The organism is Gordonia sp. NPDC003950, assembly GCF_053605205.1.
This window is the reverse complement of the sequence record NZ_JBSGIT010000008.1, coordinates 27,172-53,096: the sequence shown is the minus strand read 5'-3', so window position 1 is coordinate 53,096 and position 25,925 is coordinate 27,172. Positions and strand designations below refer to the sequence as shown.

Below are 25,925 nucleotides of genomic sequence, written 5' to 3'. Positions count from 1 at the left end.
CGACGCCCTCGACCACTACGATCTGCACAGCCACACCCGCGAAAGGAATCATCACCGATGGACCCCGTCCCGTCGCTGCCATTGCTCGAACGCATGCGGCAACGCGGGCTCGCCCTGTACGAGCGGGGACTGCAGGTGCCCGGCGCCCGACTGATCCTGCGGATGATCGGCGACATCGCGACCAGCGGACTCACCGACCGCGCGATGACTCTCGCCGCCCAGGCCTTCACCTCGGTACTGCCGTTCGCGATCCTGATGACGACGGTGCCGATCGGCCGCCGCTTCCTGGACAAGGCCTTCGAAGGCTTCGGGATGAACGCGCAGAATCTCGGACTCCCGCCGGTGGACACCTCGCAGCGGCTCGGCGCATTCGGCTGGTTCGGCGCGCTCATGGTGATCGCCGGCGCCACCTCCCTCTCGCGCGCACTGGGCCGCATGTACCTGGCCGCCTGGCAGGTCGAGAAACTCAACTGGCGCAGCTGGTGGCGCTGGGTGGTGGTGCTGTTCCTCATCCCCGCCGCCGTCGTCGTGCAGGGCCTCATCACACCGGTACACGAGTTCAGCCTGGTCGGACGCACCTGGTACGGCTTCGGGGTGACCGGCCTGATCCTCGAGATCATCGGCGCCGTCATCATCTGGTCGGTGCTGTGGACGATCATCCCCCGTCTGCTCGTCTCGACGCAGGTGCCGATGCGCCTGTTGGCGGTCAACGGTGTCCTCACCTCGATCTTCATCACCATCTATCTCATCGGCAGCCGTATCGTGCTGCCCCGCACGATGCCGGAGACCACCCGGCACTACGGGACGCTCGGTGTGGTGTTCGTAACCATCAGTTGGTTGTTCTTCTACACCTGCATCCTGGTGGCCTCGGCCACCGTCGTGAACACCATCGTCACCGACGACGGTTTCCTGGGCCGTCACCTCTCCCGCTTCACCGGCCGACCGACCCCCTTTCCCTCTGCGGCTAGCATCGCGTTCGGGGTCCGTCCCGCGACGTCCACCGATGCGGGCGACGGTTCCCCGCCACGATCCGGTATCACAGGCGGAGCCGACGACGCACCACGAGAAGGAGACGGGGGCCGACGATGACGCCCACCACGTATCCGACCAGAATGAGGCGCGCCGCGACGGCCGCGGTCCTCGTCGCCCTCGCCGCGATCCCGACGGCCTGCGCGATGACGGAGAACCCCGTTGACGACGCCACGTCGTACTCCACCTCGGTGAGCAACGCCCCGGCGCCGGGCACCCTCGACACCCTCGCCGACGACGTCGCAGCCGCCGGGCTCCCGGTCACCGGACGTCACACCGGTTCGGCGCAGGACTGCTCCGACGCCGGTTGCGGCGGCATCCTGATCACCGATCAGTTCACCCTGATGCAGTTCGAGAGCACCGGCCGCGCCGAGCTCTACGCGGGTGAGCACACCGACGCCTTCCAACTCCTCAATGTGGTCGTCACCTTTCCCGCGTCGGTGAGCGACGAGCAGCAGACCCGCTACCAGGACGCCATCGAGCACGCCCTGAACTGACCGGTCCCCGACTCGACACGCCCCGAATCGGGCCACGGCGCGTCACGAACCGAGTTGCCCACGCGGAGCACCGAATTGGGGGTCGGCGCCGATCTTGGCCCGACGACCCGCCCGGTCACCGGCCTGCCGCGCCCCCGCCGAATAGCCCGCCGACGCACTCGTCGGCCGCCAGGTGCCGCGTGCGGTGGACTCCGACCGGTAGAAGTCGGTCACCTCGATCTCCTTGTTACGCAACACCACCGCCGTCGACGACGCCGAACCCGCCACCTCCGGGGCGTCCCCGGCGATCGCTTCGGAACGCTGCTCGTCGCGCGCCGCGGCCAGTCGCTTACCGATCCGTTCGGCGAACGCCGACTGGAAGTTCAGCCGGGCGGTGATGGGCGCCAACGGTTTTCGCTCCACCACCCGCCGCGCCCGCCATCCGCTTCCCCGTCGGACGATCCGCGCTGACTCCTCGTCGCGATACTCGCCCGACCGCAGGTAGGCGTCGCTGGCCGCCACCATCTGCACCAGCAGCGAGGTGTAGAGCGCCTCGCACATGTCGATGTCGGCGGCATAGCCGTAGGCCAGCACGAACGTCGAGTTCCCCGCGACGTCGACGGTCACATCGTTGGCGCGCGCGATGGCCACGAACAGTTGCACGTAGGTCTTCAGCCCCCGTTTGCCCGGCTCCCCGATGGCGATCTGCCGCGACACCGGGGTGGCCTTCGCCCGGGCGGCCGGATCGTGGGCCCGCGCCACCGCCAGGTCGATCGAGGCCGCGGTGGCCAGCCGTTGGGCGGCGGCCATGAAGGTCTCCGCCTCGTGCGGGTTGTCGGTGTTCTCCGCCTGGCGCAGCAGTCCGGCGATCCGGGTGAGCAACTTGTCATCGCGCATACCGACCAGACTATTTCGGCGGGCGCCGGGTACCACGCCGAGGCGACGTCATCCACAACCCGACGGCGTTGTCCACAACCCCAGAGACGAACCGTCGGGCCTGCAGCGCCTACAACCCGAACTTCGCCTGCATCGCCCGCAGCGTCTCCGCCGATTTCATCAGCCCCTCGCGCTCGCTCTCGGACATGGCGATCTCCAGCCGCATCTGGGCCCCGGCCCGGTCGACGATCGTGGGCAGCGACAGACACACATCCTCGAGTCCCTCGAACCCCGAGGCCACCGTCGACACCGGCAGCACGCGGTGCTCGTCCTTGAGGACCGCCTCGACGATGCGGGTGGCCGCCAGACCGATGGCATAGTTGGTGGCGCCCTTGCCCTCGATGATCTTGTACGCGGCGTGCACCACCTCATGGTGGATCTCTGCGCGCACCTTCTCGTCCATCGCGTCGTAGCCGGGCAGCGGCTGCCAATCGGTCAGCGGCACACCACCGATGGACGCCGAACTCCACAGCGGGATCTCGGAGTCGCCGTGCTCACCGGCGATGTAGGCGTGCACATTCTGCACCGCCACCCCGGCATGCTGGGCGATGAGAAAACGCAGCCGCGACGAGTCGAGCACGGTACCCGACCCGAACAGCTGATTACGCGGCAGCCCACTGTATTTCAGCGCCGCATAGGTGACGATGTCGACGGGATTGGTCACCATGATGTAGATCGCATTGGGGGCCACCTCGATCAGGCCCGGCATGATCTTCTGGGTGAGTCCGATTGTCGCCTCGGCGAGTTCGAGTCGCGACTGTCCGGGCTTCTGCTTGGCGCCGGCGGTGAACACCACCACGTCGGCGTCGGCGCACACCGAGATGTCGGCGCCGCCGATGATGTCGGTGCGCGGCACGAACTCCAGTCCGTGCGACATGTCGAGGACCTCGGCGGTCACCTTCGGTTCGTTGATGTCCATCAGCGCGATCGTGCGCGCGACGCCCCGGATCAGCGACGCGTACGCCACGGCGGTTCCCACGGCACCGGCCCCGATGATCGCCAGCTTCGTCCCTCGTGTGTCCATGACTTCCTCCACGCTCGCTCGGCCCCTGCTCCAGTCCTATCCCATCGGTCACGCCGACGCCGGACATCGGCGGTTGTTGTCACCCAAGTTTCACGCTGACGACGGGGAGTTCCCGATCTCCGGAAGGTCGCAAGGGCTGACGACGCCGACCTGACCGTCCGGACAGTTCCTCCCTCGCCTGTCGGTCTGATCATCTGTGTATGTGTTCAGGTGTTCTTGTGGGAAGTGTGACGACCGCTACATGCTCGAAGAGTCACCCCGTACCGACACAGGAGATTGAGGATTCATGGCCATCGAGCTGAATCAGATCTGGGACTTCCCCATCAAGGACTTCCACCCCTTCCCCAACGCCAAGCTGGGCGTCGGCGCCCACGACATGCTCGGTGTCGAGGCCAAGAATCTCGGCATGACCCGCGTGTTGCTGATGACCACCGGCCTGCGCGGCTCGGGCATCATCGAAGAACTCAAGGGCAAGATCGAGTACCAGGGCGTCGACGTCGTCCTCTACGACAAGGTCGAGTCCAACCCCAAGGACTACAACTGCATGGACGCCGCCGCGCTCTACCAGAGCGAGAAGTGCGACGGCATCATCTCCGTCGGCGGCGGTTCGAGCCACGACGCCGCCAAGGGCGCCCGCATGGTGATCGCCCACGACGGCCGCAACATCAACGAGTTCGAGGGCTTCTCCAAGGCCACCAACAAGGAGAACCCCAAGCACATCGCGGTCTCGACGACGGCCGGCACCGGCTCGGAAACCTCCTGGGCGTATGTCATCACCGACACCTCCGACATGAACAAGCCGCACAAGTGGGTCGCCTTCGACGACACCTGCCTCGTCGATCTCGCGATGGACGACCCGCTGCTGTACTACAGCTGCCCCGAGCACTTCACCGCCTTCTGCGGCTTCGATGTCCTGGCGCACGCCTCCGAGCCCTACGTCTCGCGCCTGGACTTCGCCCCGTCGCTCGGCAACGCCAAGTACTCCATCGAGCTGATCCGCGATCACCTGCGCACTGCTGTGTACGAGCCCCGCAACCTCGAGGCCCGCACCGGCATGATGCACGCCCAGTACATCGCCGCGCAGGCCTTCAACTCCGGCGGCCTCGGACTCATTCACTCACTCTCGCACGCTGTTTCGGCGTTCTACGACAGCCACCACGGCCTCAACAACGCCATCGCCCTGCCGCGCGTGTGGGAGTACAACCTGCCCAGCCGCTACGAGCGTTACGCCGACATCGCCAAGCTGCTCGGCGTCGACACCACCAACATGACCACCGTGCAGGCCGCCGACGCCGCGGTCGAGGAGGCCATCCGGCTCTCCAAGGACCTCGGCATCCCGGACAACTTCGGCCAGCTCAGCGTCAACAGCTACGAGAAGAACCGGATGAACACCGGCAAGTACGAGGGCCGCGGCGACACCATGGACACCTCCGACAAGCAGATCCGCGCCATCGCCGAGCACATGATGGACGACTGGTGCACGCCGGGCAACCCGCGCGAATGCACCGTCGAGTCGCTCATCCCGATGGTCACCCACGCGATGACCGGCAGCTACTGAGGTAGCGGTCTCTCTCGAGCACACCGCCCTCGCAGGCCGCGCTCTCCACCCTCGCCGGTCGAGTAGCCTCGACCGAGCGACGCGAGGCCGCGGCGTATCGAGACCCCCGGGAGCCTGAGCAACTCCCGGGACACGTGGATCGGTCCGGGTGAGGTCATTGACCTGACCCTTCACCCGGACCGATCCACACCTTTCCTCCCCCAACACTTTTGATCCCCACACCCTGGTGATCACCGCACCGTCGCGAAGAGGAGCCATGTCGGAACCCTCGGCCCTGCCCGGCCCGTCCACCGAATTCGAGCGCGTCGACGACGTCGTCGACGCGCTGGCCGGTCAGGGGTACCTCATCGACGCCGACCTCGCCGTGGTCGTCCACCTGGCCACCCTGCTCGACCGGCCGCTGCTGCTCGAGGGGCCGGCCGGCGTCGGCAAGACCGAATTGGCCAAAGCCCTTGCCGCAGCGTCGGGTCGGGAGTTGATCCGCCTGCAATGCTACGAGGGTCTCGACGAATCACGCGCCCTCTACGAATGGGATTACGCACGCCAACTCCTGCATGTGCAGATGCTGCGTGACCGCATCGGCGCCGAGTTGGCCGAACAACCCAGCCTGGCGGCGGCGTCGGCGGCGCTGGCCCGCACCGAGGTCGGGGTCTACACCGAGGATTTCCTCGTCGCCCGCCCGCTGCTCGCCGCGATCCGCTCGGCCACGCCGACGGTCCTGCTCGTCGACGAGGTCGACCGCACCGACGAGGCGATGGAGGCGGTGATGCTCGAGGTGCTCGCCGAACGGCAGGTCACCGTCCCCGAACTCGGCACCTTCACCGCACGCTCCGCACCGTGGGTCATCCTGACCTCCAACGATACTCGTGAACTGTCCCCCGCCCTCAAACGCCGCTGCCTGCATTTCCAGGTGGCCTATCCCGACGCCGTGCGGGAATGCCGGATCGTCGGCATCCGCGCCCCCGAGGTGGAGGAGTCGGTCATCACCGAGATCGTCGACCTCGCCCGCCGCCTACGCGACCTGCCGCTGCGCAAGAGCCCGTCCATCGCCGAGGTCATCGACGCCGCCCGCGCCGCATCGTTCCTCTCCGAGACCCGGGACGCCGACGGCGCCGTCCTCGACCGTGCGTTGCTGTCGCTCCTCGTCAAGTTCGGCAGCGATCTCGATCTCGCTCGGCGCGAACTCGACACCCCCACCGCGGCAACATCATCGGGATCCACACCGATCGGCACCGACGGGTCGGGTCCCGCAGGTTCGGTGACCGCCACTGCCTTCGGCGCCGGACGCGCCCGCAGTTCCGCCCGGCGCTGAGGCTCGAGGTCGGCGACAATGGCGTCCCCACACCATCATTCATCCCTCGACCCGGCGCGGGAGAACACCGTCGACCGCCTGGCCGTCCTGTTCGGCCGGGTCCTGCGCCGCTTCGGGGTGAACGTGTCCCCCGCGGAGGTCATCGAGATCCGGCGGGTCATCGGCATCATCGGCGGCGCCGACCCGCACCGGTTGCGGGCCGGCCTGCGTTCGGTGAGCGTCAAATACGACTACGAAACAGCGGGTTTCGAGTACGCCTTCGACGCCTTCTTCGGCGGCGTGGACCTTCCCGACGACGACGAGCCTCTGCCCCGGCCTCGCGGCGCAGCCGCCGACCTACCCGACGACATCGTGTGGGACGAGGATTTCACCGGCGCCGCACGACGGATCGGTGCCGACGAACACACCGACGAGATCGGTGATCTGATGGTCGACGACCCCGACGCCGCCGAACGCCGCGGCGAGAGTGCACACCGCGAGGAGAACGACTTCACCGTATCGGCGGGCACCGAGGAACTCGGCGTCGATCAGAATGCCGGGTCGGTGGCCGGCGGCGTCACCTTCACCATCGACGTCGACGAGGCCGACTCCTCGACCGTCGGCGAACTCGTCGGCACCGCCACCCGCGTCCACGGCACCCCGCTCGGAATCGACGGTGCGGCAGCTATTCTCGCCGCGCTCGACGCCTACGACGCCCGGCGCGCCTACGGCACCGACGGCGCCGAGGGCCTCGACGACCGCGAACGGGCCGAACTGGAGCGCGCCCTCGAGGCATTCGTGGAAGCGCTCTCACAGCGTCTCGGCGAGGCCACGGCGGCCGATTCCGACGATCCCGACGACCGCCGCGTCACCTCCGACCAGGCCGACATCGACCGCGCCTGCCATCGCCTGATCCAGCGGATGCGCGGCGCGCCACTGCGCACCGTCCGACACACCGATCGGGGTGGCCTCGACATGCGTCGCACCATGCGTTCGGCCGTCGCCACCGACGGTGTACCCCTGGAACTCTGGCGCCGCACCACCCGCCCCGGCCCGGTCCGCCTGCTGCTGCTCGTCGACGTGTCACTGTCGGTGCGGCCGGTCGCCGGCTTCCTGCTCCGCCTCGCGCAGACACTGCATCGGCACGGCGACCGCTGCGAGGTGATCGCCTTCGTCGACGACCCGATCCGCGTCACCGACGAACTCCGACGCAGCGACGGCGAGTCCGCCCTCACCTCGGTCCTCGCCGCCGACGGGCTCGACCTCGCCGCAACCAGCGACTACGGCACCATGCTGACGCATCTGTTGGCCCGCCACGGCGATCTCATCGGTCCCCGCACCTCGGTGGTGGTCGCCGGGGATGCCCGCAGCAATGGCTTCGACCCGCGCGTCGACCAGTTCGCCGAGTTGGCCCGCCGCGTGCACCGCGTCGCCTGGATCACCCCGGAGCCGCGCCGATACTGGAACCAAACCGGTTGTGCCCTCGCCGATTACCTCGAGTACTGCGACGCCTTCGTCAGCGCACGTGACGGCGCCGAACTCATCGAACACGTCGACGAACTCGCCGCGGCCCTGCGCTGATCGCGCCCTCGTCACCACTGACGGCGCTCTCCCCGACGTTGACAGCGCTCACCACGCCACGGACAGCGCTACGCTCAATCCTTCTCGCAGGTGATGCCGTCCCTGTCACGGTCGCGGGCCGTGTTCGCCTTGTACACGTCGTCGTTGACGGTGAAGTTCGTGACCGGTGTGCCCGACGTCGGTCGAGGGCACCGGCCTTGCCGACTCCATGTGGGTAGCCGGCGTTGGGGGCCGGCACAGTTGGCATACGTCGGCGCGCGTCGGCCGTGCCGCCGCCACCGCGCATACCCGGCACATCGGACACCACCCAGCACCTGGGGTCAACGCGGTCTATGTTTCGGACAGAGCAGTGTCGCTCGCCGAACCACCAAAGAACGCGAAGGACACGTCATGCCCGAGGGCCACGAACAATACTCCGACGACGAGGCCCACCTCGCCCGCCTCGGTTACACCCAGGAACTCCACCGATCATGGTCGGGCTTCTCCAACTTCGCGATCTCCTTCTCCATCATCTCGATCCTCGCGGGCTGCTTCACCTCGTTCGGGCTCGGCTGGAACAACGGCGGCCCGGCCGCCATCGCCTGGGGCTGGCCGATCGTCTCGATCTTCATCCTGCTCATCGGCTTCTGCATGGCCGAGCTGGTGTCGGCATACCCGACGTCGGGTGGAATCTATTGGTGGGCATCGAAACTGGGTGGCGCCAAGGCCGGCTTCTACACCGGCTGGCTGAATCTGATCGGCCTCGTCGCCATCCTCGCATCGGTGGCCTACGGCGCAGCCACCTTCCTCGACCTCACCCTCGGCACCTTCAGCCAGTCCTGGCTCGACGGCTACAGCCTGACCCGCGTGTTCATCATCTTCTTGATCATCCTAGCCGTCGCCGCACTGATCAACATCTTCTCCGGGCACCTGCTGTCGGCGATCAACAACATCTCCGTCTGGTGGCACGTGATCGGTGCTGCCGCAGTCATTCTCATCCTCTTCCTCATCCCCGATCAGCACGCCTCGTTCTCCGACGTGTTCGCCAAGACGATCAACAATTCCGGGATCTTCGGTGGCGAGACCTCCCACGCCGGGTTCATCCTGTACGTGCTGCCGATCTCGGCGATCCTCACCCAGTACACGATCACCGGCTACGACGCGTCCGCGCACCTCTCGGAGGAGACCAAGGGCGCCGCCGGAGCCGCCGCCAAGGGCATCTGGCGCTCCATCGCCTACTCGGCCATCGGCGGCTGGATTCTGTTGCTGAGTTTCCTTTTCGCCGTACAGGATTCCGACGCGGTGTCGGCGTCGGGCGGTGCCGTCGCCACCATCTTCAGCCAGGCGCTGAGCTCCAAGTGGGCCGGGCTGGTGCTGCTGATCTCGACCGCGGGGCAGTTGTTCTGCACCGCCGCCTGCCAGACCAGCGCGTCGCGGATGATGTTCGCATTCAGCCGCGACGGCGCCGTTCCCGGCCACAAACTCTGGTCGCAGGTGCGCCCCAACGGCATGCCCGCCAACGCCGTGATGATCACCGCGGCCGTCGCGGCCATCATCACGCTGCCCGCCCTCGTGCCCGTCGACATCAACGGTGCACCGGTTCCGGTGGCCTTCTTCGCGGTCGTCTCGATCGGTGTCGTCGGCCTCTACCTGTGCTTCGCGGTGCCGATCTTCTTCCGCTGGAAGGCCGGTGACGATTTCGAGGCCGGTTCCTGGACCCTGGGTTCCAAGTACAAGTGGATCGCCCCGCTGGCCCTGATCGAGATCGCACTCACCTCGATCATTGCCCTGTTCCCGACCTCCCTCGGCGGCATGCCCTGGGATCCGGGATTCGCCTGGAAGTACGTCAACTACACCCCACTGCTCGTCGGCGGTGCATTGATCCTGCTGTATGTGTATTGGCATGTGTCGGTGAAGAAGTGGTTCACCGGACCGATCAAGCAGGTTCAGGCGCAACCCGAGACGGTGTGAGGCGTCAACCGCTCCCGGCGCCACGGGCGTCGCTGTTAGCCTTACCCCAACCGTCGCATCCGCGGCGCGCTGGGAGAGGACAACGATGTCACTTCACGAGGTCGAGTTCACCTCACACAACGGACGCGACACCATCTTCGGCTGGATCTACGTGCCGGTGCGCCCGCCGGTCGGGATCATCCATCTCATCCACGGCCTCGGTGAGCATTCGCGGCGCTACCTCCCACTGATCAACAAGCTCCTCGACGCCGGCTTCGTGGTGGCCGCCGACGATCACGCCGGCCACGGCAAGACCGCGATGACGTCCGGCATCTGGGGCGACGCCGGCGACAACGCCGACGAGGTGGTCCTCGCCGACGAACGCACCCTCGGCACCCGGGTCCGCGAGCAGTTCCCAGCCCTGCCGTATGTCATCTTCGGACACTCGTGGGGTTCGATGATCGCCCGTGGCCTCGTCGCCGGCGGCAGGGGCGGCGTCGCCGGTCTCATCCTGTGTGGCATCGCCGCGCAGATGCACGGCATCGAGGCCCTCGTCGACCGCACCGCCCTTGCCGCCGAACCGGATCCGGAATCCCCGGTCGGCGAGGCGTATCTCGGCGCGCTCTTCGAGGGATTCGTGTCCCGCTACGGCGAGAACCCCGGTCCCACCGATTGGGTCGCCCGCAACGCCGACGTCGTCCGCGATCACGCCACCGATCCGTTCAACAACTTCGGCGCCCCGATGTCGGTCCGTTTCATCCGCGGCTTCGTCGACCTCTACGACACCGCCAACGGCGACGGTTTCTACGCCGGCGCCCGCCCCGACCTGCCGGTGCTGATCCTCGCCGGCGACGCCGACCCGGTGACCAACTACGGCGAAGGCGCCTATCACGTGGCCAACCGCCTCATCGGCACCGGCCACCCCGACGTCCGCACCCGCGTCTACACCGGCTTCCGCCACGAGGTGCACAACGAACCGGAGATCCGCGACGACGTCGCCTCCGAGATCATCACGTTCGCTCAGCGCTGCGTGGCCGGGTGATCTCCCTGCCACCAACCAGATATAACCAGCGTGATCGGTGATGCGACGCGATATGACAGGACCCCACCGACACCGAAGTCCCCGACCACCACTGGTGATCGGGGACTTCGAAGCTGTTGCGCTACAAGCGACTGCGCAGATCAGGCCTGCGCAGCCTCGGCGAAGTTCCGGGTGACCGCCGGGTCGACCGGGATACCCGGGCCGGTGGTGGTCGAGACGGTGATCTTCTTGATGTAGCGGCCCTTGGCAGCCGACGGCTTGGCGCGCATGATCTCGTCGAACGCGGCGCCGTAGTTCTCGGCCAGCTTGGTGGCGTCGAACGATGCCTTGCCGATGACGAAGTGCAGGTTGGCTGCCTTGTCGACGCGGAAGTTGATCTTGCCGCCCTTGATGTCATTGACGGCCTTGGTGACATCCGGGGTCACGGTGCCGGTCTTCGGGTTCGGCATCAGGCCACGCGGTCCGAGGACACGCGCGATGCGGCCGACCTTGGCCATCTGATCCGGGGTGGCGATCGCGGCGTCGAAGTCCAGCCAGCCGCCCTGGATCTTCTCGATGAGATCCTCGGCGCCGACCTCGTCGGCTCCGGCGGCGGTCGCCTCTGCGGCCTTGTCGCCGACGGCGAACACGATCACGCGGGCGGTCTTACCGGTCCCGTGGGGCAGATTGACGGTGCCTCGAACCATCTGGTCCGCCTTGCGGGGGTCGACGCCCAGCCGGATCGCAACCTCGACGGTCGCATCGGTGTTCTTCGACGAGGTGTCCTTGGCCAGCTCAGCAGCCTCCAGCGGGCTGTAGAGCTTGGACTTGTCAACCTTCTCGGCTGCTGCCGTGTAGGCCTTACTCTTCTTGCTCATTGCTCTGTTCTTTCTCCGTCGTCACGACGGGTGTGTGGTGCGGACCGAGCCGGCCCTCCCACGGGGATGTGGTTCTCAGCCTTCGACGGTGATGCCCATGGACCGAGCAGTACCGGCGATGATCTTCGCGGCCTGGTCGATGTCATTGGCATTGAGGTCTTCGGCCTTGGTCTTGGCGATCTCGCGGACCTGGTCCATCGAGACCTTGCCGACCTTCTTGACGTGCGGCTCGCCGGAGCCCTTCTGCAGGCCGGCGGCCTTGAGGAGGAGCTTCGCGGCCGGCGGGGTCTTCAACTTGAAGTCGAAGGAGCGATCTTCGTACACGAAGATCTCGACCGGCACGACGTTGCCACGCTGCGACTCGGTTGCGGCGTTGTACGCCTTGCAGAACTCCATGATGTTCACGCCGTGCTGACCAAGCGCCGGACCCACGGGCGGGGCCGGGTTGGCGGCGCCTGCCTGGATCTGGAGCTTGATGATCCCGGCGAGCTTCTTCTTCTTGGGAGGCATCTCTAGATTCCTTGGTTGTTCCTTGCAAATCCACGTCCGCTGGAGGCGTGGAAGTCTGTTGTCCCGCTGTTCGGGAGTGCACGGGGGCGGAGCCCCGTGGGATCAGATCTTCTCGACCTGATTGAACCCGAGCTCGACCGGGGTCTCGCGACCGAAGATCGAGACGAGCACCTTCACCTTGCGCTGCTCGGCGTTGACCTCGGAGATCGACGCGGGAAGCGTGGCAAACGGGCCGTCCATGACGGTGACCGATTCGCCGACCTCGAAGTCGACCTCGATGGTCGAGGTGACGGCCGCGGCTGCCGCCTCGACACTCTCGCCGGCCGACGCCGCCTTGGCCGGGGACTTCTTGGCCTCGGCGCGCGGCAGCAGGAACTGCAGCACCTCGTTGAGGCTCAACGGCGACGGCTTGGAGGTCATTCCGACGAAGCCGGTGACACCCGGGGTGTTGCGCACCGCGCCCCACGACTCGTCGTTGAGGTCCATGCGCACCAGGATGTAGCCGGGCAGCACCTTGCGGTTGACCTTCTTGGGCTGGCCGTTCTTGATCTCGGTGACCTCTTCGGTCGGGACCTCGACCTGGAAGATGTAGTCGCCGACGTCGAGGTTCTGCACGCGGGTCTCGAGGTTGGCCTTCACCTTGTTCTCGTAGCCGGCGTAGCTGTGGATGACGTACCACTCGCCCGGCGCGCGACGCAGTTGCTTGCGCAGTTCCTCGGCGGGGTCGACCTCTTCTTCGGGCTCGTCGGCGGGAGCGTCCGCGGCCTCGACTGCGGCCTCGCCACCCTCGACGGCAGCCAGCTCGTCCTCGGCGGCCTCGGCCTGCGCATCGACGCCCGGCTCGTCGGTCTCGTCGACAGCCTCATCGACGACAGCGTCGTCAACAGCGTCATCGACGACGACGTCAGCGGCGTCGAACTCAGTCGTTTCGGTGTTGTCCGGGGTGCTCACTGCAGCCCACGCTCCTCTTTCATGTGTTCGGGTCGGCCGTCATCGCTGGGACCTTCCCGGGTCGGTCACTCGGACCGTTCCGGTTGGCACCTCCGACCGACCGGCGAACTCACCTGTGGTGAGTCGCTAGCCGAACAGCCAGAGGACGCCCTTCGCGAAGGCGAGGTCGATACCGAAGATGAAGGCGGTCATCACGACGACGAAGACCAGGACGACCACGGTGTAGGTGATCATCTCGCGTCGCGTCGGCCAGATGACCTTCTTCAGTTCGGAGACGACCTGCTGCAGAAAGACCCAGATCCGAACGAACGGATTGCGGCTCTCCGCAGGAGACGCCTTCTTCTTGCGTTCCTTGACGGCGACCGCGGTTCCGCCAGCGGAATCGGTGTCGTCGTCGGAGCTGTCGGTGGCAGACGCAGAACGACGACGCCCCGACCGCTTACCCATCGGCCGGAGATCCTTCTCGGCCTCCGCGTCCTTGGTCAGCGAGGTCTTCTTCTCAGCGCTCGTGTCGTCGGATTCCTCGTCAGCGGCATCGGCCACATCGAGCTCGTCGGCCGCCGTGTCGGCGGTCTCCTCCGCGGCATCCTTGGCGCGGGCGGCTCGATCTCGCTTGCTCACCTTCGAGGTTCCTCTCGTCTACGTATGCCCTCTCCAGGGCAGGGGCGACAGGACTTGAACCTGCAACCTGCGGTTTTGGAGACCGCTGCTCTGCCAGTTGAGCTACGCCCCTTTGTGACGGTCGTCGTCCGGGGAAGTAACTCTCCGAGCGTCGATGGTCACCGTCTCGATCCACCCTACGGATCTCCCGGAGCCTCCGACCGGTCACCCCGGTGCGAATGCTTGGCGACAAAACCAACGCGCCACCCTATGGGTAGCGCGCAAGTCAAAATCAATCGAGACACTTCAGTGTAGAACATCGGCGACGTCGAACCCAAAACGCCCTCGGCGCAGCCCGGCGTGGCCGCCCGCTCACCGGCTCTCGACGAGAATCCGCACCGCCTCGTCGTAGCGTTCTACCCCGGTGGCCCCATAGGTCAGCCGCACGAAGGAGCCGTTTGGTTCGGCCGGGAACCACTCCCCACCCGACGAGATCGCCAGGCCCGCGGCCAGCGCCCGCGCGGCGACGACGTCGGGGTCCGGCACGTCGTCGAGGCCGCGCGCACCCTCGAGCCGCACCCACAGATGCAGCCCACCGCCGGGCGCGGTGACGTCGAAACCAGCCGACCGCAGTGCCCCGACGAGCGCGTCGCGTCGCTCGCCGAGCTCCCGCGACAGCGCCTTGACGTGCCGACGCCACGCCGGCCTGCTGACGACGTCGAGCGCCGCGGCCTGCAGGATCGGCGACACGAACAGATCCGAATGCGCCAGGGCCTGCTCGATCCGCAGCCGGGCCGGACCGCGGGCCATCACCGCCGCCACCCGCATGGTCAGCGACATCGACTTGGTCAGCGACCGGATGTACACCACATGTCCGTGGACGTCGGCACTGGCCAGCGGACGTGCGGGCCGATCGATGCCGAAGTCGTGGGCCCAGTCGTCGTCGATCACGAAGGCCCGATGCGCGGCGACGACGTCGAGGATCTCGGCACGCTGGGCGCCGGTCCACTGATCGCCGGTCGGATTGGCGTAATTGGGTTGGGCGTAGAACAGCCGCGCCCCCGACGACGCGAACGCCGCGTCGAGGTCGGTTGCGGTGGGTGCGCCGTCGACGCGTGGCACCGGAACGATCACCAGTCCGGCCTGCCGGGCCGCGCCGATCGCACCCCAGTAGGTGGGTGATTCCATCACGATCGGCTCGCCCGGCGCGGCGAGCGCCCGAAAGCTCGCAGCCAGCGCCGCCTGACCACCGGAGGCGATCATCACCTCGGACTCGTGCCACGCCGATCCACTGTCGGACCCCGCCTCGCTCACCTCGCCGGCGAACCAGGCACGTAGTTCCGGCAGTCCGGCAACGGGCGGTCGGCGGTAGCTCTCCTCCCGACGAGCCGCACGTCCGAGTGCGGCGGCCACCTCGCGCCTCGGTAGCAGTGACGCATCCGGATAGCCCGAATGCATCGCGATGGTGTCGTGCGGCACCTGCCGCAAAGTCGAGCCCACCGGCGAGGCACCCGACCGTCGGGGCCCGAGTGCCGCGGTCTGCCACGCGACATCCGTCGCGTGAGCCGCCGCCGGACGAGCCCGGACAAAGGTGCCCAGACCAGGGCGGGTGTCGACGACGCCGTCGGCGACCAGGAGCGCCAGAGCGCGCTGCACGGTGACCGGGCCGGCACCGAACTGCGCGGCGATCTCGCGGGTGGAGGGCAGCCGCGTTCCCGGCGTCGCGGAGGCCGCCAGGGAACGCAGGTGACGAACGATCCGGTCACTGCTATCGTCAGACATGAATGGTAATAGTAGCGCTATCGCGCCGTCACGCCCACCGCTTTCCCGCCAGGGTCCGACCACCACCCACGGCCTCGCCTGGGGACTGCTGGGCGTGGTCGCATTCTCGTTCACCCTCCCGTTCACGCGGATAGCCGTCGGTGGCGACGCGGGCGCCGGCCTCGACCCGATCGTCATCGGCTGCGGACGAGCCGTCATCGCCGCAACTCTCGCCGCCGTCGTCCTCCTCGTTCGCCGTGTCCCTGTCCCGTCGCCCGGGCAGTGGTTACGGCTGGTCCCGGTGTCGGTGGGTGTGGTCGCCGGCTTCCCGATCCTGACGTCCCTCGCCATGCGGCAGACCACTGCGGGACATGCGGCCGTCGTCATCGGTCTGCTGCCCGCGGCGACAGCGGTGGTCGCCGTCCTGCTCACCCACGAGCGCCCGACACCGAGGTTCTGGCTCGGTGCGACGTTGGGTGTGATCGCGACCGTCGGGTTCACCGTGGTGGCACACGGATCGCTGGGCGGAGGCGGCGTCAGCGACGTGTACCTGGTGGCGGCGGTCGCGCTCGGCGCACTGGGCTACGCCCAAGGCGGTCGGATGTCCCGCGAGATCGGCTCGTGGCAGACGATCTGCTGGGCCCTGATTCTCGCGTCGCCGGTAATGCTCGCCGCCACAACGGTTGCGCTGGGTACCCGCCCGGTGCATGCGACGCCCGGACAATGGGGTGCGTTCCTGTATCTCGCGGGGATCAGCATGTTCCTCGGCTTCTTCGCCTGGTATCGCGGACTGGCGATCGGCCCGATGACCACGGTCAGTCAGATCCAGCTCGTGCAGCCGGTCCTCAGCGTGATCTGGGCCGTCGTCCTTCTCGGGGAGCAGCTGACCCCGGCGCTCACAGTCGGTGGTTGCGTGGTCATCGGATGTGCGGCCTTCACCGTCCGGTCCCGAGTACGGGATCGAACGACAGGCCCCGGCCCCGCATTCGTGGATCCACGAGGGTGAAGACCGTGATGTTGAGGTAGGGAACCACTCCCAACGCCGGGTGCGACGTCGACAGTTCGGTGTTCCACACCCACCACTTCAGTTGCGGCGGTCGGCGGACGTCGACACCGATTCCGTCCACGTCACGTTCTGGCCGTGGGTAACGGTGGCCTGTTTCGGGATCACCTGCCTGATCGGAGCCATGCTCGTCCCGCGACAGCGCTCAGACGTGCACGGTGAGTAGCACGGTCGCCGCGTGACGGCGGACGAAAACCCATCGCGAGGACAGACCCGCCATCGCTACCCCGACTTCGCCTTCGCCGATCGCGAACATCCTCGACGGTGACAGTTGTGTCGCAAGAACGTGATCGAGATGCGGTCGGCTCGCCAATACCCGTTCGAGCGAGGCGTATTCGAGCCCACCGTTGAGGTGATCGGCGAGGTATCGCCGCGACAGCACCGACAGGACCACCTCGTCGGACATATCTGACATCAGGTCGACAATCTCGCCGAGGCGCCCGAGCCATCCCATCGACGACGCCACCCTCGCGCGGTAGGCCTCGGGTCGGCCGGTGGTGCCCACGACGTCCCGTAGCTGCGCGGCGACATCGTCGGGTATCGCGCTCAACGCGTCGAGGACCGCACACCAGTCCAGGCCGTCCGCCGGCACAACGTCACAGATCCGCGCGGCCACCGCAGCCACCGCAGCCGGTCCGCACTCCATCAGCAGGCCGATGGCATCCGCGCGGATCAGTGGCGAGGACTGCGGCTCGGCGATCGCCCTCATCAGCTCGTCGGTTCGAGCAGCCGGCGACAGTGCCGCCAGCCGGGCGTTCTCCAACCGTCTGGCTGCGATGGCGGGAAACTCCTGCACGAGCCTCTCGGGCGGAACACTCCGCACGATCTGCTCGTCGTCTCCGTTGAGGACCACGATGAGGAAGTCGGGACTGACCGCCTCCATCGCCCGCAGGTAGCGCGCCGCCTCGTGGCTCGCGGTCACCAGTGCGGCGAAGTACCGTTCGACGACCCCTTCCCACCGCCCGCCACCGGAACCGATACTCGCGGTGACCCGACCGGCCCACGCATCGGCGTCACGTCCCGGATCGTGTTGCCACGACCATTCTTCGGGACACCAGTCCGGATGCCTGGCGGGCTCGTCGTCGATGGCAACCGACGGGAACAGGATGAGCATGTCGCGGACGTGGAAGTCGAAGAGGGCAGCGCGCCGCGGTACCCGAGTCGCATTCGAGGAAGTCCACTTCGCCACCGCTGCAACTATTTCGGCGATCGCGAACCGTTCGAACTCAGCCCAATCGACGCGCGGCCGGTCCGGGTGCACAACGGCGACCGAGTGTGCAGGTGTGCCTGAGCCGTTTCCGTCGCGGGGACCCGGCCCGCACACCGGCCTCACCGGCTACATTCCGGGATCGGATTACGTTGCGGTGCTGCGACGCTCGGCGCCACCCAGCGGCGCAGGTACGCCCTGAGGTCGCCACCGTGACGCGGCGGATGCCCGGGGTCGGCGATCAGGGTCTGCAACATCCGGAGCATGTGCTCGACCAGTTCATCCAGGTCGCCGTCGGACCAGCCGGCAGTCGCCCAGTCGACGTCGAACTCGCCGATGATCGACCTACCCAGTGCAATTGCTCCCGGCGAGGTGACCTCTGCGAGGAATCGCGACGACTCCTCCCGCCCAAACAACAGTGCGAATCTCTGGTTGCTGCGCAGCAATTCGAGAGTCACCGCAATGCCCTCGACCACCGCGTCGGCGGGATCGGTCACCCCGTCCATCGCCGCGGAGAGTTCGCGGAGGAACCCGGAGGTACTGCGCTCGGCGGCCGCCTGCAGGATCGCCCCGCTCGAGTCGAAGTAGCGATACACGGTTTGGCGCGTCACTCCCAGTCGGCGCGAGATCTGGAGGATGTTGACCAGTTCCCGCTCGTCCATCATCTCCATCGCTGCCGTCAGGATCCGCTCGACCGCTTCCTCGTCATCGTTCGGCGCGGCGCCGGACCAGCCGTGCGTTCGCATAGGTCACCCTCTCAAGTGGCGTCATCGACAGGCTATGTCACTCAAGCCCCAAAATGACTAGACACTTCCCCGAGACAGTGTATGGTCCACCGCATGGCCGCGATCACATTTGCCGCGCGCCTATTGCGCACCACACCTTCGATACCCATGACAACGAGGAGGTCAGCAGCCCGATGACCACCACATCACCCGAGGGACTCGCCACCGAGCCCACGCCGCTCGGCTGGGACCTCACCCGTCGCGCCCTCGAACTCGCATCGACGCAAACCACCGACATGGCCGCCGACACATTGCGCGTGCCGCTCGACTACTACCGCGACGACTCTCTGACCGACCGCGAAGAATCGACGATCCTGCGTCGGGTGCCGATCCCAGTCCTCGCCAGTGCACAGATCCCCGACAAGTTCGATTACGTCGTCCGCTCGGTGATCGGCGATTCGCTGCTGATCACCCGCTCCCGCTCGGGTACCGCGCACGTGCTGCTGAACTACTGCCGCCACCGCGGTGCGATGCCTGCGTGCGGTTCGGGAAATGCACGCCGGTTCACCTGCCCGTACCACGCGTGGGTCTATGACAACACGGGGCGATTGAAGGGCGTACCGGGCGCTGCGGGATTCGACTCGATGAACCGGGACGACTACGGTCTCGTCGAATTGCCCAGCGAGGAACGCCACGGATTCATCTGGGCGGTGCTGTCGGCCGACGCCACCATCGACCTCGACTCACATCTCGGACCGATGGGAGCTGAACTCGCACAATGGAATTACCAAGATTTCCGCTACCACGACGAGAGGTTACTGACTTCGGACGTCAGCTGGAAGGGTGCGCTCGAGGCGTTCGCCGAGGGATATCATTTCCCGTTCGTGCACGGCAACAGTCTCATCGGCATGAACACCCTCGCCAACACCCATGTCTACGACGAGTTCGGTGACCATCACCGGATCGGTTTCCCGTTCAACTGGATCGGACAGCTCGAGGGCACCGAACCTGCCGACAACTGGGACCCGGTTGCGCAGATGGGCATCATCTACTGGGTCTATCCGAACCTGATCCTCGCCAACAGCCCCGTCGGCGTCGAGGTGATCGACATCCTGCCGGAGAAGTCAGCCACCCGCTGCACGGTGCGCCACAGTTGGATGGCTCGCTACCCGGCGACCACCGACGAGCAACGCGAACTGTACGACGGGATCTTCTCCCAGGTGCATTCCGCCGTCCGTGACGAGGATTTCGCCATGCTCCCCCAATGTGGGGAGGGTGTCCGGCGTGGCCAACACGACCACATGCTGATCGGCCGTAACGAGGTCGGGGTCCAGCACATGGTTCGCGTGATGGCCGACAAACTCGGCATCTCGCTGGGATAGTGGGTTGGGACCATGAAGACGTTGGTCACCGGGGCTTGCGGTCTCGTCGGATCCGCGGTCGTTCGGGAGTTGCTCGATCGCGGGAACAGTGTCACCGCAACAGATCTCGACGTCAAAGACAACCACAGGGTGGTCGCGTCGCTGCAGGTACATGCAGCGACGACCAGCGGTTCGCTCGATGTTCGCTGGTGCGATCTGACCACTGCGTCAGCGTCGTCACAACTGGTCGCCACGACACAGCCAGAGGCAGTGGTCCACCTTGCGGCGCTGATCCCGCCGTTCTGTTATGCGCGTCCGCAGCTGGCGCGGGCGGTCAACGTCGACGCGACACGACACCTCGTCGACGCCTGCGTGGCGAGCCAGGCGTCACCGCGTTTCGCGCTGGCGTCGTCGATCGCGGTTTACGGTTCTCGAAATCCGCACTCGCAGAACGACCTTCTGAACGAGAGCACCCCGCGTCGACCCAATGATCTGTACGGCGGCCACAAATGCGAGGCCGAGGACATCCTGACGGCCTCGGCGCTGGACTGGGTGATTCTGCGCCTCGGCGGGGTGATCTCGGCCGGCCAGACATTCGACCTCAATCCGGATCTGATCGCATTTGCCGCTGCGCTGCCCGGTGACGGCAGACTGCAATCGGTCGCCGTCGGCGACGTCGCCCGGGCATTTGCAAGTGCGTTGACCACCGATCGGTCCCGGGAGGTCTATCTCGTCCGGGGCGATCCCTCACACCGGCTTCGCCAGGAGGAACTCGCCGAACGCACCGCCGCGGCCGTCGGTATGGTCGGCGGGATGCCCCCCGCACGGCCCGGTGACCCCGCACAGGACGCCGAGTGGTTTGCCACCGACTGGATGGACACCACGCGCGCGCAACAGGTGCTCGACTATCAGCGGATCACTTTCGACGAGTCGCTCGCGCAGGCCCGTGCGTATAGCGGACGGCGTCGCCCTCTGTTACGTGTCCTCGCACCGCTGGCCAATCTGGCCCTGCGCCTACGCTCGCCCTATCGGGGATGGCCGGGAAAATACGCCGATCCGTGGGGTGTCGTCGCCGCACGATGGGGAGCCCCGGGCCCGGACACACCTGTCCCCGACAGCATTGGGCCCGACAGCACTTCGGTGTCGGTTACCGATCGACCGGAGTAGATGGCTTACCGAAGATCAGTCGGGCGTATCCCTCCGCGATCGACGACTGCTATGCGGCGTTGGAGTGGGTCATTCTCGGCATCCTGGCCGTGCCGCCGCCGAACCCGAATCGGACGCACTCACCGTCCTCAAGACCCGGGCCGAGGAGCTCTCACGCGTGATCATCGAGTGGGCACGCGACCGCGGCGAGATCGGCCCCGGCGACATCCCGTCGAGTGGGCGCTTTCCGTCGAGTGGGCGCCCTTTCCCGTCGAGTGGGCGCCCTTTCCCGTCGAGTGGGCACGAGCCGCGGCACCGCCCGGACCTGTTGCCCATTTCTAGACATTCTCGAAGTAGAGCCCGACCAGCGACCTGGGCTTTTGCCGAAAATGACTCGGCGCAATGTCTAGAAATGGGCAAGCCCAGAGGCCCGCAACCCCCGGACTCGCTGACGGCGCTCCCGCGGTCGTTGACAGCGCCCTATCCAACGTTGACAGCGCTCACCTCACCGGCGACGGCGCCTACGTCAGTTGAACTGAACAACCGCCTGCGCACGTCCGAAGATCTTGCGGTCGCCCTGCTTGCCGACGATGGCGATGGTGCCGCGCCGGGTGTCGGGGTCCAGCGACTTGATCTTGCCGGTGAAGTCGACGGCCGCACTGTCGTCGGCGGGCACATACACCGGGCTGGTGAAACGCACGTTGTACTCGCAGAACGCGGCCGGATCGCCGATGAATTCGGAGATGAAGCTTGCACCCAGCCCCATCGTCTGCATCCCGTGGGCGACGACGTCCTCCATCCCCGACGCCTTGACCAGGTGATCGGAGAAGTGGATCGGGTTGGGATCGCCGGCCACACCGGCATAGTTGGTGAGGTTGCCGCGGGTCAGCAGGAAACGCCTGGCCGGCAGCTCCTGCCCGACGGTCAGCGTGTCGAAGTCGACGGCCGCGTACGCGCCCGGACGTTCGGTCGGATCGGGCAGCTCGTACCGGCCCGGCTCGGGTTCGACGGTCCGCGCGACCTGCGCTGGGGGCGGAACCTTCATCATCACGTGGTTCAGCGACTCGGTGAGCTGCGGATCGATCTCCATGCCCGGGCGCGCGGCCAGCGACGTGTAGGTGGTCATCACCGGCTCGTCGTGCTGGTTCCAGATGACGTTCTTGGTGACCATCAGGTCGATCATCTCGGGGCTGGTGACGTGCCGGAACGAGTCCAGCGACACATCGCAGATCAGGCGGTCGCCGACCTTCATCGGACGGTGGTAGATGAGACGCTGATCGGTCTGCATGATCTGCCACAGGTCATAGCCGGTGATGACGTCCTCGAAGAGCTTGCGCTGGGCGATGATGCCCAGCACCGACACGTAGGTCGGCGCGGCGACCAGGGTGTCATGCCCCATCTGCTTCGCCTCGGCCTCATCCCAGTGCACCGGGTGGGTGTCCTGCACGGCAAAGGCGTGCTTACGGACCTCCTCGCGACCGATCTCGTAGTAATCGTCGACGGTGTAGTTGAAACCGACCAGCGACTTGGTGTGCTCGGCGATCTCCTCGGGAGAGAGCTTGCCGCCGTCGGTGGGCAACGCCGTCGTCCGTTCCTCGGTGCTCTGTGACATGGGATATGGGCTCCTTACTCGCCGCTCCCGGTGTGGCTGAGACGATATGGACGACGATGTGGACCGACCGGGCATGGGTCACATCGGGTTGGGCTGCTGACGCGTCCACAAAGACTTGCGGACCGCCTCATCGAGGCGGCCCGCAGTCTGTGAAAACTTATGTCGGAATCGCCGACGACGAGGTCAGCGCGATTCTTTGTGTGCCTGGTGCGTGCCGCAGTTCGGGCAGAACTTCTTGATCTCGAGGCGATCGGGATCGTTGCGACGGTTCTTCTTGGTGATGTAGTTGCGGTGCTTGCACACCTCGCAGGCCAAGGTGATCTTGGGCCGCACATCGGTTGAGGAAGCCACGGTTGTCCTTCTTTCACGGGGGTGGTGCGTTGTTGGCGCTCGCGCCCCCGTGTCCCCGGGCCGCCGCGGGCGCTGCGTGTTGTGTAGCGGTGGAGGGACTCGATCCCTCGACCTCACGATTATGAGTCGTGCGCTCTAACCAGCTGAGCTACACCGCCTTGGCGGCCTGAAAACCCGTACGGGCGTCCAAGTCCAGCGAGCCCCCTGACGGAATCGAACCGTCGACCTTTTCCTTACCATGGAAACGCTCTGCCGACTGAGCTAAGGGGGCGTACCCGTTCCGCTCCGCACCAGGTGGTCCGGGGCGGCTCGAGAGCCTTAACGAGATTACACACCGATCCGGCGGCGCACCAAATCGCCTGCGTCCAGGCAATTGGATGGCACGTCGCGGACGACGATCTTCTCGTTGTGGCAGATGCAGGATTCGAACCTGCGTAGCTTTCGCGACGGATTTACAGTCCGCTCCCATTGGCCGCTCGGGCAATCTGCCGGGTGCTGTCTCCGCGACCGTGACGACCGCGTGAACAACGTCGTGAAGAATACAACGAACCCTCCCGGTCAGCGCAAACCAGCAGCTCAGGACGCTTTCCACAGAGGGCTCCGCGACACCGATGCGCCGGTGTCGGGTTGGCATCGGCCCGGTCGGCACAACCGTCGGAGCCCGACGGTCGGACCCGATAGGCTGACGGGTATGGCTGATTCATCGTTTGACGTGGTGAGCAAGGTCGACCGCCAGGAGGTCGACAACGCACTCAACCAGGCCGCCAAGGAACTGTCACAGCGCTACGACTTCCGCGGCACCAACACCGGCATCGAGTGGTCCGGCGAGGAGGGCATCGTCTTGACCTCCGACGCCGAGGAGCGCGTGCAGGCCGGCCTCGAGGTGTTCAAGGAGAAGCTGATCCGGCGCGACATCTCACTGAAGGCCTTCGACGCCGGCGAACCCGTCGCGTCGGGCAAGCAGTACAAGATCACCGGCAAGCTCGTGCAGGGCATCGACTCCGAGCACGCCAAGAAGATCTCCAAGAAGATCCGCGACGAGGGCCCCAAGGGCGTCAAGGCGCAGATCCAGGGTGAGGAACTGCGCGTCTCGTCCAAGAAGCGCGACGACCTGCAGGCCGTCATCGCACTGCTCAAGGGCGAGGACTTCGGCATCGCCCTGCAGTTCGTCAACTACCGGTAACGCCCGGCTCTCCGCGCGTCCTCACTTCATCAGACCAGCGTCAGCACCGACTGCTGGTCGGGCGGCGTGAGGACGCGTGAGATCTTCGCGTCGAAGGTGATCAGGCGACCGGAGTGGCGAGCCGCCAGATTGACCAGGTGCAGATCTGTGACCTCCGGCTCGACGACGACGATCTGGCCGTCCCGACGGGCGCACCGAAGAGTGACTACTTCCCCGAATGCGGCCCCCGCCGCGCCATCTCCTGCAGCCGGGCGATGCGCTCGGCGGTCGGCGGGTGCGTGGAGAACATCTTCGCCATCCGGTCGGTGGCCCGGAACGGGCTCTCGATCATCGCGTGACTCTGCGCGGCGATATCGGGCTGCGGCGGCAGCGGCGCCGCCTGGATACCGCCGGAGATCTTTGCCAACGCCGACGCCAACGCCAACGGGTCGCCGGTCAGTTCCGCCCCCGACTGATCGGCCTGGTACTCCCGCGACCGTGACACGGCCAGCTTCACCAGCGTCGCCGCGATCGGCCCGAGGAAGGTGATCAGCAGCAGCACAAGTGGATTCGCGCCGTTCTGCCGATTGCCACCGAAGAACAACGCGAAATTCGCCAGGCCGCTGATGATCGCGGCCATCGCACCGGCGATCGAACTGATCAGGATGTCGCGGTTGTACACATGCGACAGTTCGTGTCCGAGCACCGCACGCAACTCCCGCTCGTCGAGCAGGCGCAGGATGCCGGCGGTACAGCACACCGCGGCGTTCTTCGGATTCCGGCCCGTCGCAAAGGCATTCGGCGATTCGGTCGGGCTGATGTACAGGGCGGGCATGGGTTGGCGTGCCTGCGTGGCCAGTTCGCGCACGATGCGATAGAGCACCGGCGCCTCCACCTCGGTCACCGGCTGCGCGTGCATCGCCTTCAACGACATCTTGGCGCTGTTGAAGTACACGTAGGCGTTGACCGCGACGGCCAGGATCACCGACCCCCACAGCACCGTCGGATTCCGGAACGCAGCACCGATTCCGACGATGATCGCCGACATCAGACCCAGCAGGGCCGCCGTTTTCAATCCGTTGAAATGCATCAAATCCTCGTTCGTTCTGGCCACACCGGACGTGGGGTGTCCAGTCTGTCAAACGATCCATGAGGCCATTCGGTTTCCTCGCCGCGCCACCGTCACAACTCTGTCGCTACACTCGACCCCCGATGACGCGCACACCCCTGCCGGTGAACCGGGTCACGTTCGAGTTGTCCGTCTGGCGCTCCGCAGGTGCCGAGGACTCCCCGATCGCGGTACTGACGCCCTACGTCGACGCTGTCAGCCTGATCGACGTCGTCGCAGAGTACGAGCGCGACGCCGGTAGCGGACTCGCCGGCGACTACGCCGGCCTGATTCCGAGATACTTCGGCTACGGCGATATGGCCGAGTATCTTCTCGGACGCAGTCCGCACCAGTGGCCAGAACCCCACGTTGCCGCATTGCTCGGGTGCTCATGCGGGGAGGTTGGGTGCGGACCCCTGTTCGCCCGGGTCACCGTCTCGGAGACCGCCGTGTCCTGGTCTTTCTCCCGACAACGCCGCGATATCGATCACTCGAATTTCGGACCGTTCTTCTTCGACGCCGCGCAGTACGAGGAGGCGGCGTATGCGGTGCGTGATCGCCTCGCGGCCTGGCCGCGTGCCTAGGACGAGATGCCCTGACGCGGCCGATCGATCGTGGCCACTGCGCGTCAGATCGGTATCCACC

At 66.4% G+C, this 25,925-nt stretch carries 24 protein-coding genes and 4 tRNA genes; 12 read left to right on the top strand and 16 right to left on the bottom strand.

Annotation, left to right across the window (positions count from 1 at the left end; translation table 11 throughout):
- Positions 1–57: 57 nt before the first annotated feature.
- Both ACWETB_RS08890 and ACWETB_RS08885 read left to right on the top strand, forming a co-directional pair.
- Positions 58–1,089: a hypothetical protein gene (locus tag ACWETB_RS08890; RefSeq protein ID WP_452210647.1), complete on the top strand. Its 1,032-nt coding sequence runs from the start codon at positions 58–60 to the stop codon at positions 1,087–1,089.
- On the top strand, positions 1,086–1,526 hold the full coding sequence (locus ACWETB_RS08885) for a hypothetical protein (RefSeq protein WP_452210645.1): 441 nt from the start codon (positions 1,086–1,088) through the stop codon (positions 1,524–1,526). Before ACWETB_RS08890 ends, ACWETB_RS08885 begins: the two co-directional genes overlap by 4 nt.
- A 42-nt stretch (positions 1,527–1,568) precedes the next feature.
- On the opposite strand, the gene ACWETB_RS08880 is transcribed toward ACWETB_RS08885, so the two are convergent.
- Together ACWETB_RS08880 and ACWETB_RS08875 are read right to left on the bottom strand one after the other, a co-directional pair.
- Positions 1,569–2,402: a DUF2786 domain-containing protein gene (locus ACWETB_RS08880; RefSeq protein ID WP_452210643.1), complete on the bottom strand. Its 834-nt coding sequence runs from the start codon at positions 2,400–2,402 to the stop codon at positions 1,569–1,571.
- Positions 2,403–2,511: 109 nt separating this feature from the next.
- Positions 2,512–3,465, bottom strand: a complete 954-nt coding sequence (locus tag ACWETB_RS08875) for an L-lactate dehydrogenase (RefSeq protein WP_348804939.1) — start codon at positions 3,463–3,465, stop codon at positions 2,512–2,514.
- Positions 3,466–3,751: 286 nt separating this feature from the next.
- On the opposite strand from ACWETB_RS08875, the gene mdo reads away from it, so the two are divergent.
- From mdo to ACWETB_RS08850, 5 genes are all read left to right on the top strand, one after another.
- Positions 3,752–5,023: an NDMA-dependent methanol dehydrogenase gene (mdo, locus tag ACWETB_RS08870; RefSeq protein WP_348804940.1), complete on the top strand. Its 1,272-nt coding sequence runs from the start codon at positions 3,752–3,754 to the stop codon at positions 5,021–5,023.
- A gap of 256 nt (positions 5,024–5,279) precedes the next feature.
- The gene (locus tag ACWETB_RS08865) at positions 5,280–6,335 is read left to right on the top strand and encodes a MadB family AAA-type ATPase (RefSeq protein ID WP_452210640.1); all 1,056 of its coding nucleotides are present in this window, start codon (positions 5,280–5,282) and stop codon (positions 6,333–6,335) included.
- Positions 6,336–6,353: 18 nt separating this feature from the next.
- Positions 6,354–7,895, top strand: coding sequence for a MadC family VWA domain-containing protein (gene madC, locus ACWETB_RS08860; protein WP_452210638.1), 1,542 nt, complete (start codon positions 6,354–6,356; stop codon positions 7,893–7,895).
- Between the two features lie 390 nt (positions 7,896–8,285).
- Positions 8,286–9,845 carry an amino acid permease gene (locus tag ACWETB_RS08855; RefSeq protein WP_452210636.1) on the top strand — a complete coding sequence of 520 codons (1,560 nt, stop codon included), beginning with the start codon at positions 8,286–8,288 and terminating at the stop codon, positions 9,843–9,845.
- Between the two features lie 85 nt (positions 9,846–9,930).
- Positions 9,931–10,866 (top strand): alpha/beta fold hydrolase, encoded by a 936-nt coding sequence (locus tag ACWETB_RS08850; protein ID WP_452210635.1) that lies wholly within the window; start codon positions 9,931–9,933, stop codon positions 10,864–10,866.
- Positions 10,867–11,006: 140 nt separating this feature from the next.
- Here the strand turns inward: ACWETB_RS08850 and rplA are convergent, their stop codons facing one another.
- The 6 genes from rplA to ACWETB_RS08820 all read right to left on the bottom strand — a co-directional run bounded on the left by rplA (position 11,007) and on the right by ACWETB_RS08820 (position 15,566).
- Entirely contained in the window at positions 11,007–11,723 is a 717-nt protein-coding gene (rplA, locus tag ACWETB_RS08845) for a 50S ribosomal protein L1 (protein ID WP_452210633.1), read from the bottom strand.
- Positions 11,724–11,798: 75 nt separating this feature from the next.
- Positions 11,799–12,233, bottom strand: coding sequence for a 50S ribosomal protein L11 (rplK, locus tag ACWETB_RS08840; protein ID WP_240860087.1), 435 nt, complete (start codon positions 12,231–12,233; stop codon positions 11,799–11,801).
- A 102-nt stretch (positions 12,234–12,335) separates the two neighbouring features.
- Positions 12,336–13,184, bottom strand: coding sequence for a transcription termination/antitermination protein NusG (nusG, locus tag ACWETB_RS08835; protein WP_452210631.1), 849 nt, complete (start codon positions 13,182–13,184; stop codon positions 12,336–12,338).
- Positions 13,185–13,310: 126 nt separating this feature from the next.
- Complete coding sequence (gene secE, locus ACWETB_RS08830; protein WP_452210629.1) at positions 13,311–13,805, bottom strand: preprotein translocase subunit SecE; 495 nt, start codon at positions 13,803–13,805, stop codon at positions 13,311–13,313.
- A gap of 39 nt (positions 13,806–13,844) precedes the next feature.
- A tRNA-Trp gene (locus ACWETB_RS08825) sits at positions 13,845–13,917 on the bottom strand.
- A gap of 239 nt (positions 13,918–14,156) precedes the next feature.
- The gene (locus ACWETB_RS08820; RefSeq protein ID WP_452210627.1) at positions 14,157–15,566 is read right to left on the bottom strand and encodes an aminotransferase-like domain-containing protein; all 1,410 of its coding nucleotides are present in this window, start codon (positions 15,564–15,566) and stop codon (positions 14,157–14,159) included.
- Here ACWETB_RS08820 and ACWETB_RS08815 point away from each other — a divergent pair.
- A complete protein-coding gene (locus ACWETB_RS08815) occupies positions 15,565–16,551 on the top strand; it encodes a DMT family transporter (protein WP_452210625.1) in 987 nt (328 codons plus the stop codon). The genes ACWETB_RS08820 and ACWETB_RS08815 overlap by 2 nt on opposite strands.
- Positions 16,552–16,753: 202 nt before the next feature.
- Here the strand turns inward: ACWETB_RS08815 and ACWETB_RS08810 are convergent, their stop codons facing one another.
- Both ACWETB_RS08810 and ACWETB_RS08805 read right to left on the bottom strand, forming a co-directional pair.
- Positions 16,754–17,797 carry a hypothetical protein gene (locus tag ACWETB_RS08810; RefSeq protein ID WP_348807822.1) on the bottom strand — a complete coding sequence of 348 codons (1,044 nt, stop codon included), beginning with the start codon at positions 17,795–17,797 and terminating at the stop codon, positions 16,754–16,756.
- Positions 17,798–17,937: 140 nt separating this feature from the next.
- Positions 17,938–18,561 (bottom strand): TetR/AcrR family transcriptional regulator, encoded by a 624-nt coding sequence (locus ACWETB_RS08805; RefSeq protein ID WP_348804952.1) that lies wholly within the window; start codon positions 18,559–18,561, stop codon positions 17,938–17,940.
- A 173-nt stretch (positions 18,562–18,734) separates the two neighbouring features.
- On the opposite strand from ACWETB_RS08805, the gene ACWETB_RS08800 reads away from it, so the two are divergent.
- Complete coding sequence (locus tag ACWETB_RS08800) at positions 18,735–19,922, top strand: aromatic ring-hydroxylating oxygenase subunit alpha (protein ID WP_348804953.1); 1,188 nt, start codon at positions 18,735–18,737, stop codon at positions 19,920–19,922.
- 12 nt (positions 19,923–19,934) lie between these two features.
- Entirely contained in the window at positions 19,935–21,068 is a 1,134-nt protein-coding gene (locus tag ACWETB_RS08795) for an NAD-dependent epimerase/dehydratase family protein (RefSeq protein WP_452210622.1), read from the top strand.
- A 505-nt stretch (positions 21,069–21,573) separates the two neighbouring features.
- On the opposite strand, the gene ACWETB_RS08790 is transcribed toward ACWETB_RS08795, so the two are convergent.
- The 5 genes from ACWETB_RS08790 to ACWETB_RS08770 all read right to left on the bottom strand — a co-directional run bounded on the left by ACWETB_RS08790 (position 21,574) and on the right by ACWETB_RS08770 (position 23,500).
- A complete protein-coding gene (locus tag ACWETB_RS08790; RefSeq protein ID WP_452210620.1) occupies positions 21,574–22,659 on the bottom strand; it encodes a fused (3R)-hydroxyacyl-ACP dehydratase subunits HadA/HadB in 1,086 nt (361 codons plus the stop codon).
- A gap of 183 nt (positions 22,660–22,842) precedes the next feature.
- Positions 22,843–23,010 (bottom strand): 50S ribosomal protein L33, encoded by a 168-nt coding sequence (gene rpmG / locus ACWETB_RS08785; RefSeq protein ID WP_005188102.1) that lies wholly within the window; start codon positions 23,008–23,010, stop codon positions 22,843–22,845.
- An 84-nt stretch (positions 23,011–23,094) separates the two neighbouring features.
- Positions 23,095–23,168: transfer RNA gene (locus tag ACWETB_RS08780), tRNA-Met, on the bottom strand.
- Between the two features lie 40 nt (positions 23,169–23,208).
- Positions 23,209–23,281, bottom strand: a tRNA-Thr gene (locus tag ACWETB_RS08775).
- A 138-nt stretch (positions 23,282–23,419) separates the two neighbouring features.
- A tRNA-Tyr gene (locus tag ACWETB_RS08770) sits at positions 23,420–23,500 on the bottom strand.
- Positions 23,501–23,701: 201 nt separating this feature from the next.
- Between ACWETB_RS08770 and ACWETB_RS08765 the strand changes: the two genes are divergently transcribed.
- A complete protein-coding gene (locus ACWETB_RS08765; protein WP_348804957.1) occupies positions 23,702–24,193 on the top strand; it encodes a YajQ family cyclic di-GMP-binding protein in 492 nt (163 codons plus the stop codon).
- A gap of 205 nt (positions 24,194–24,398) precedes the next feature.
- On the opposite strand, the gene htpX is transcribed toward ACWETB_RS08765, so the two are convergent.
- Entirely contained in the window at positions 24,399–25,262 is an 864-nt protein-coding gene (gene htpX, locus ACWETB_RS08760; RefSeq protein WP_452210618.1) for a zinc metalloprotease HtpX, read from the bottom strand.
- A gap of 122 nt (positions 25,263–25,384) precedes the next feature.
- Here htpX and ACWETB_RS08755 point away from each other — a divergent pair, with 122 nt between their 5' ends.
- Entirely contained in the window at positions 25,385–25,864 is a 480-nt protein-coding gene (locus ACWETB_RS08755; protein ID WP_452210616.1) for a hypothetical protein, read from the top strand.
- Positions 25,865–25,925 lie beyond the last annotated feature (61 nt).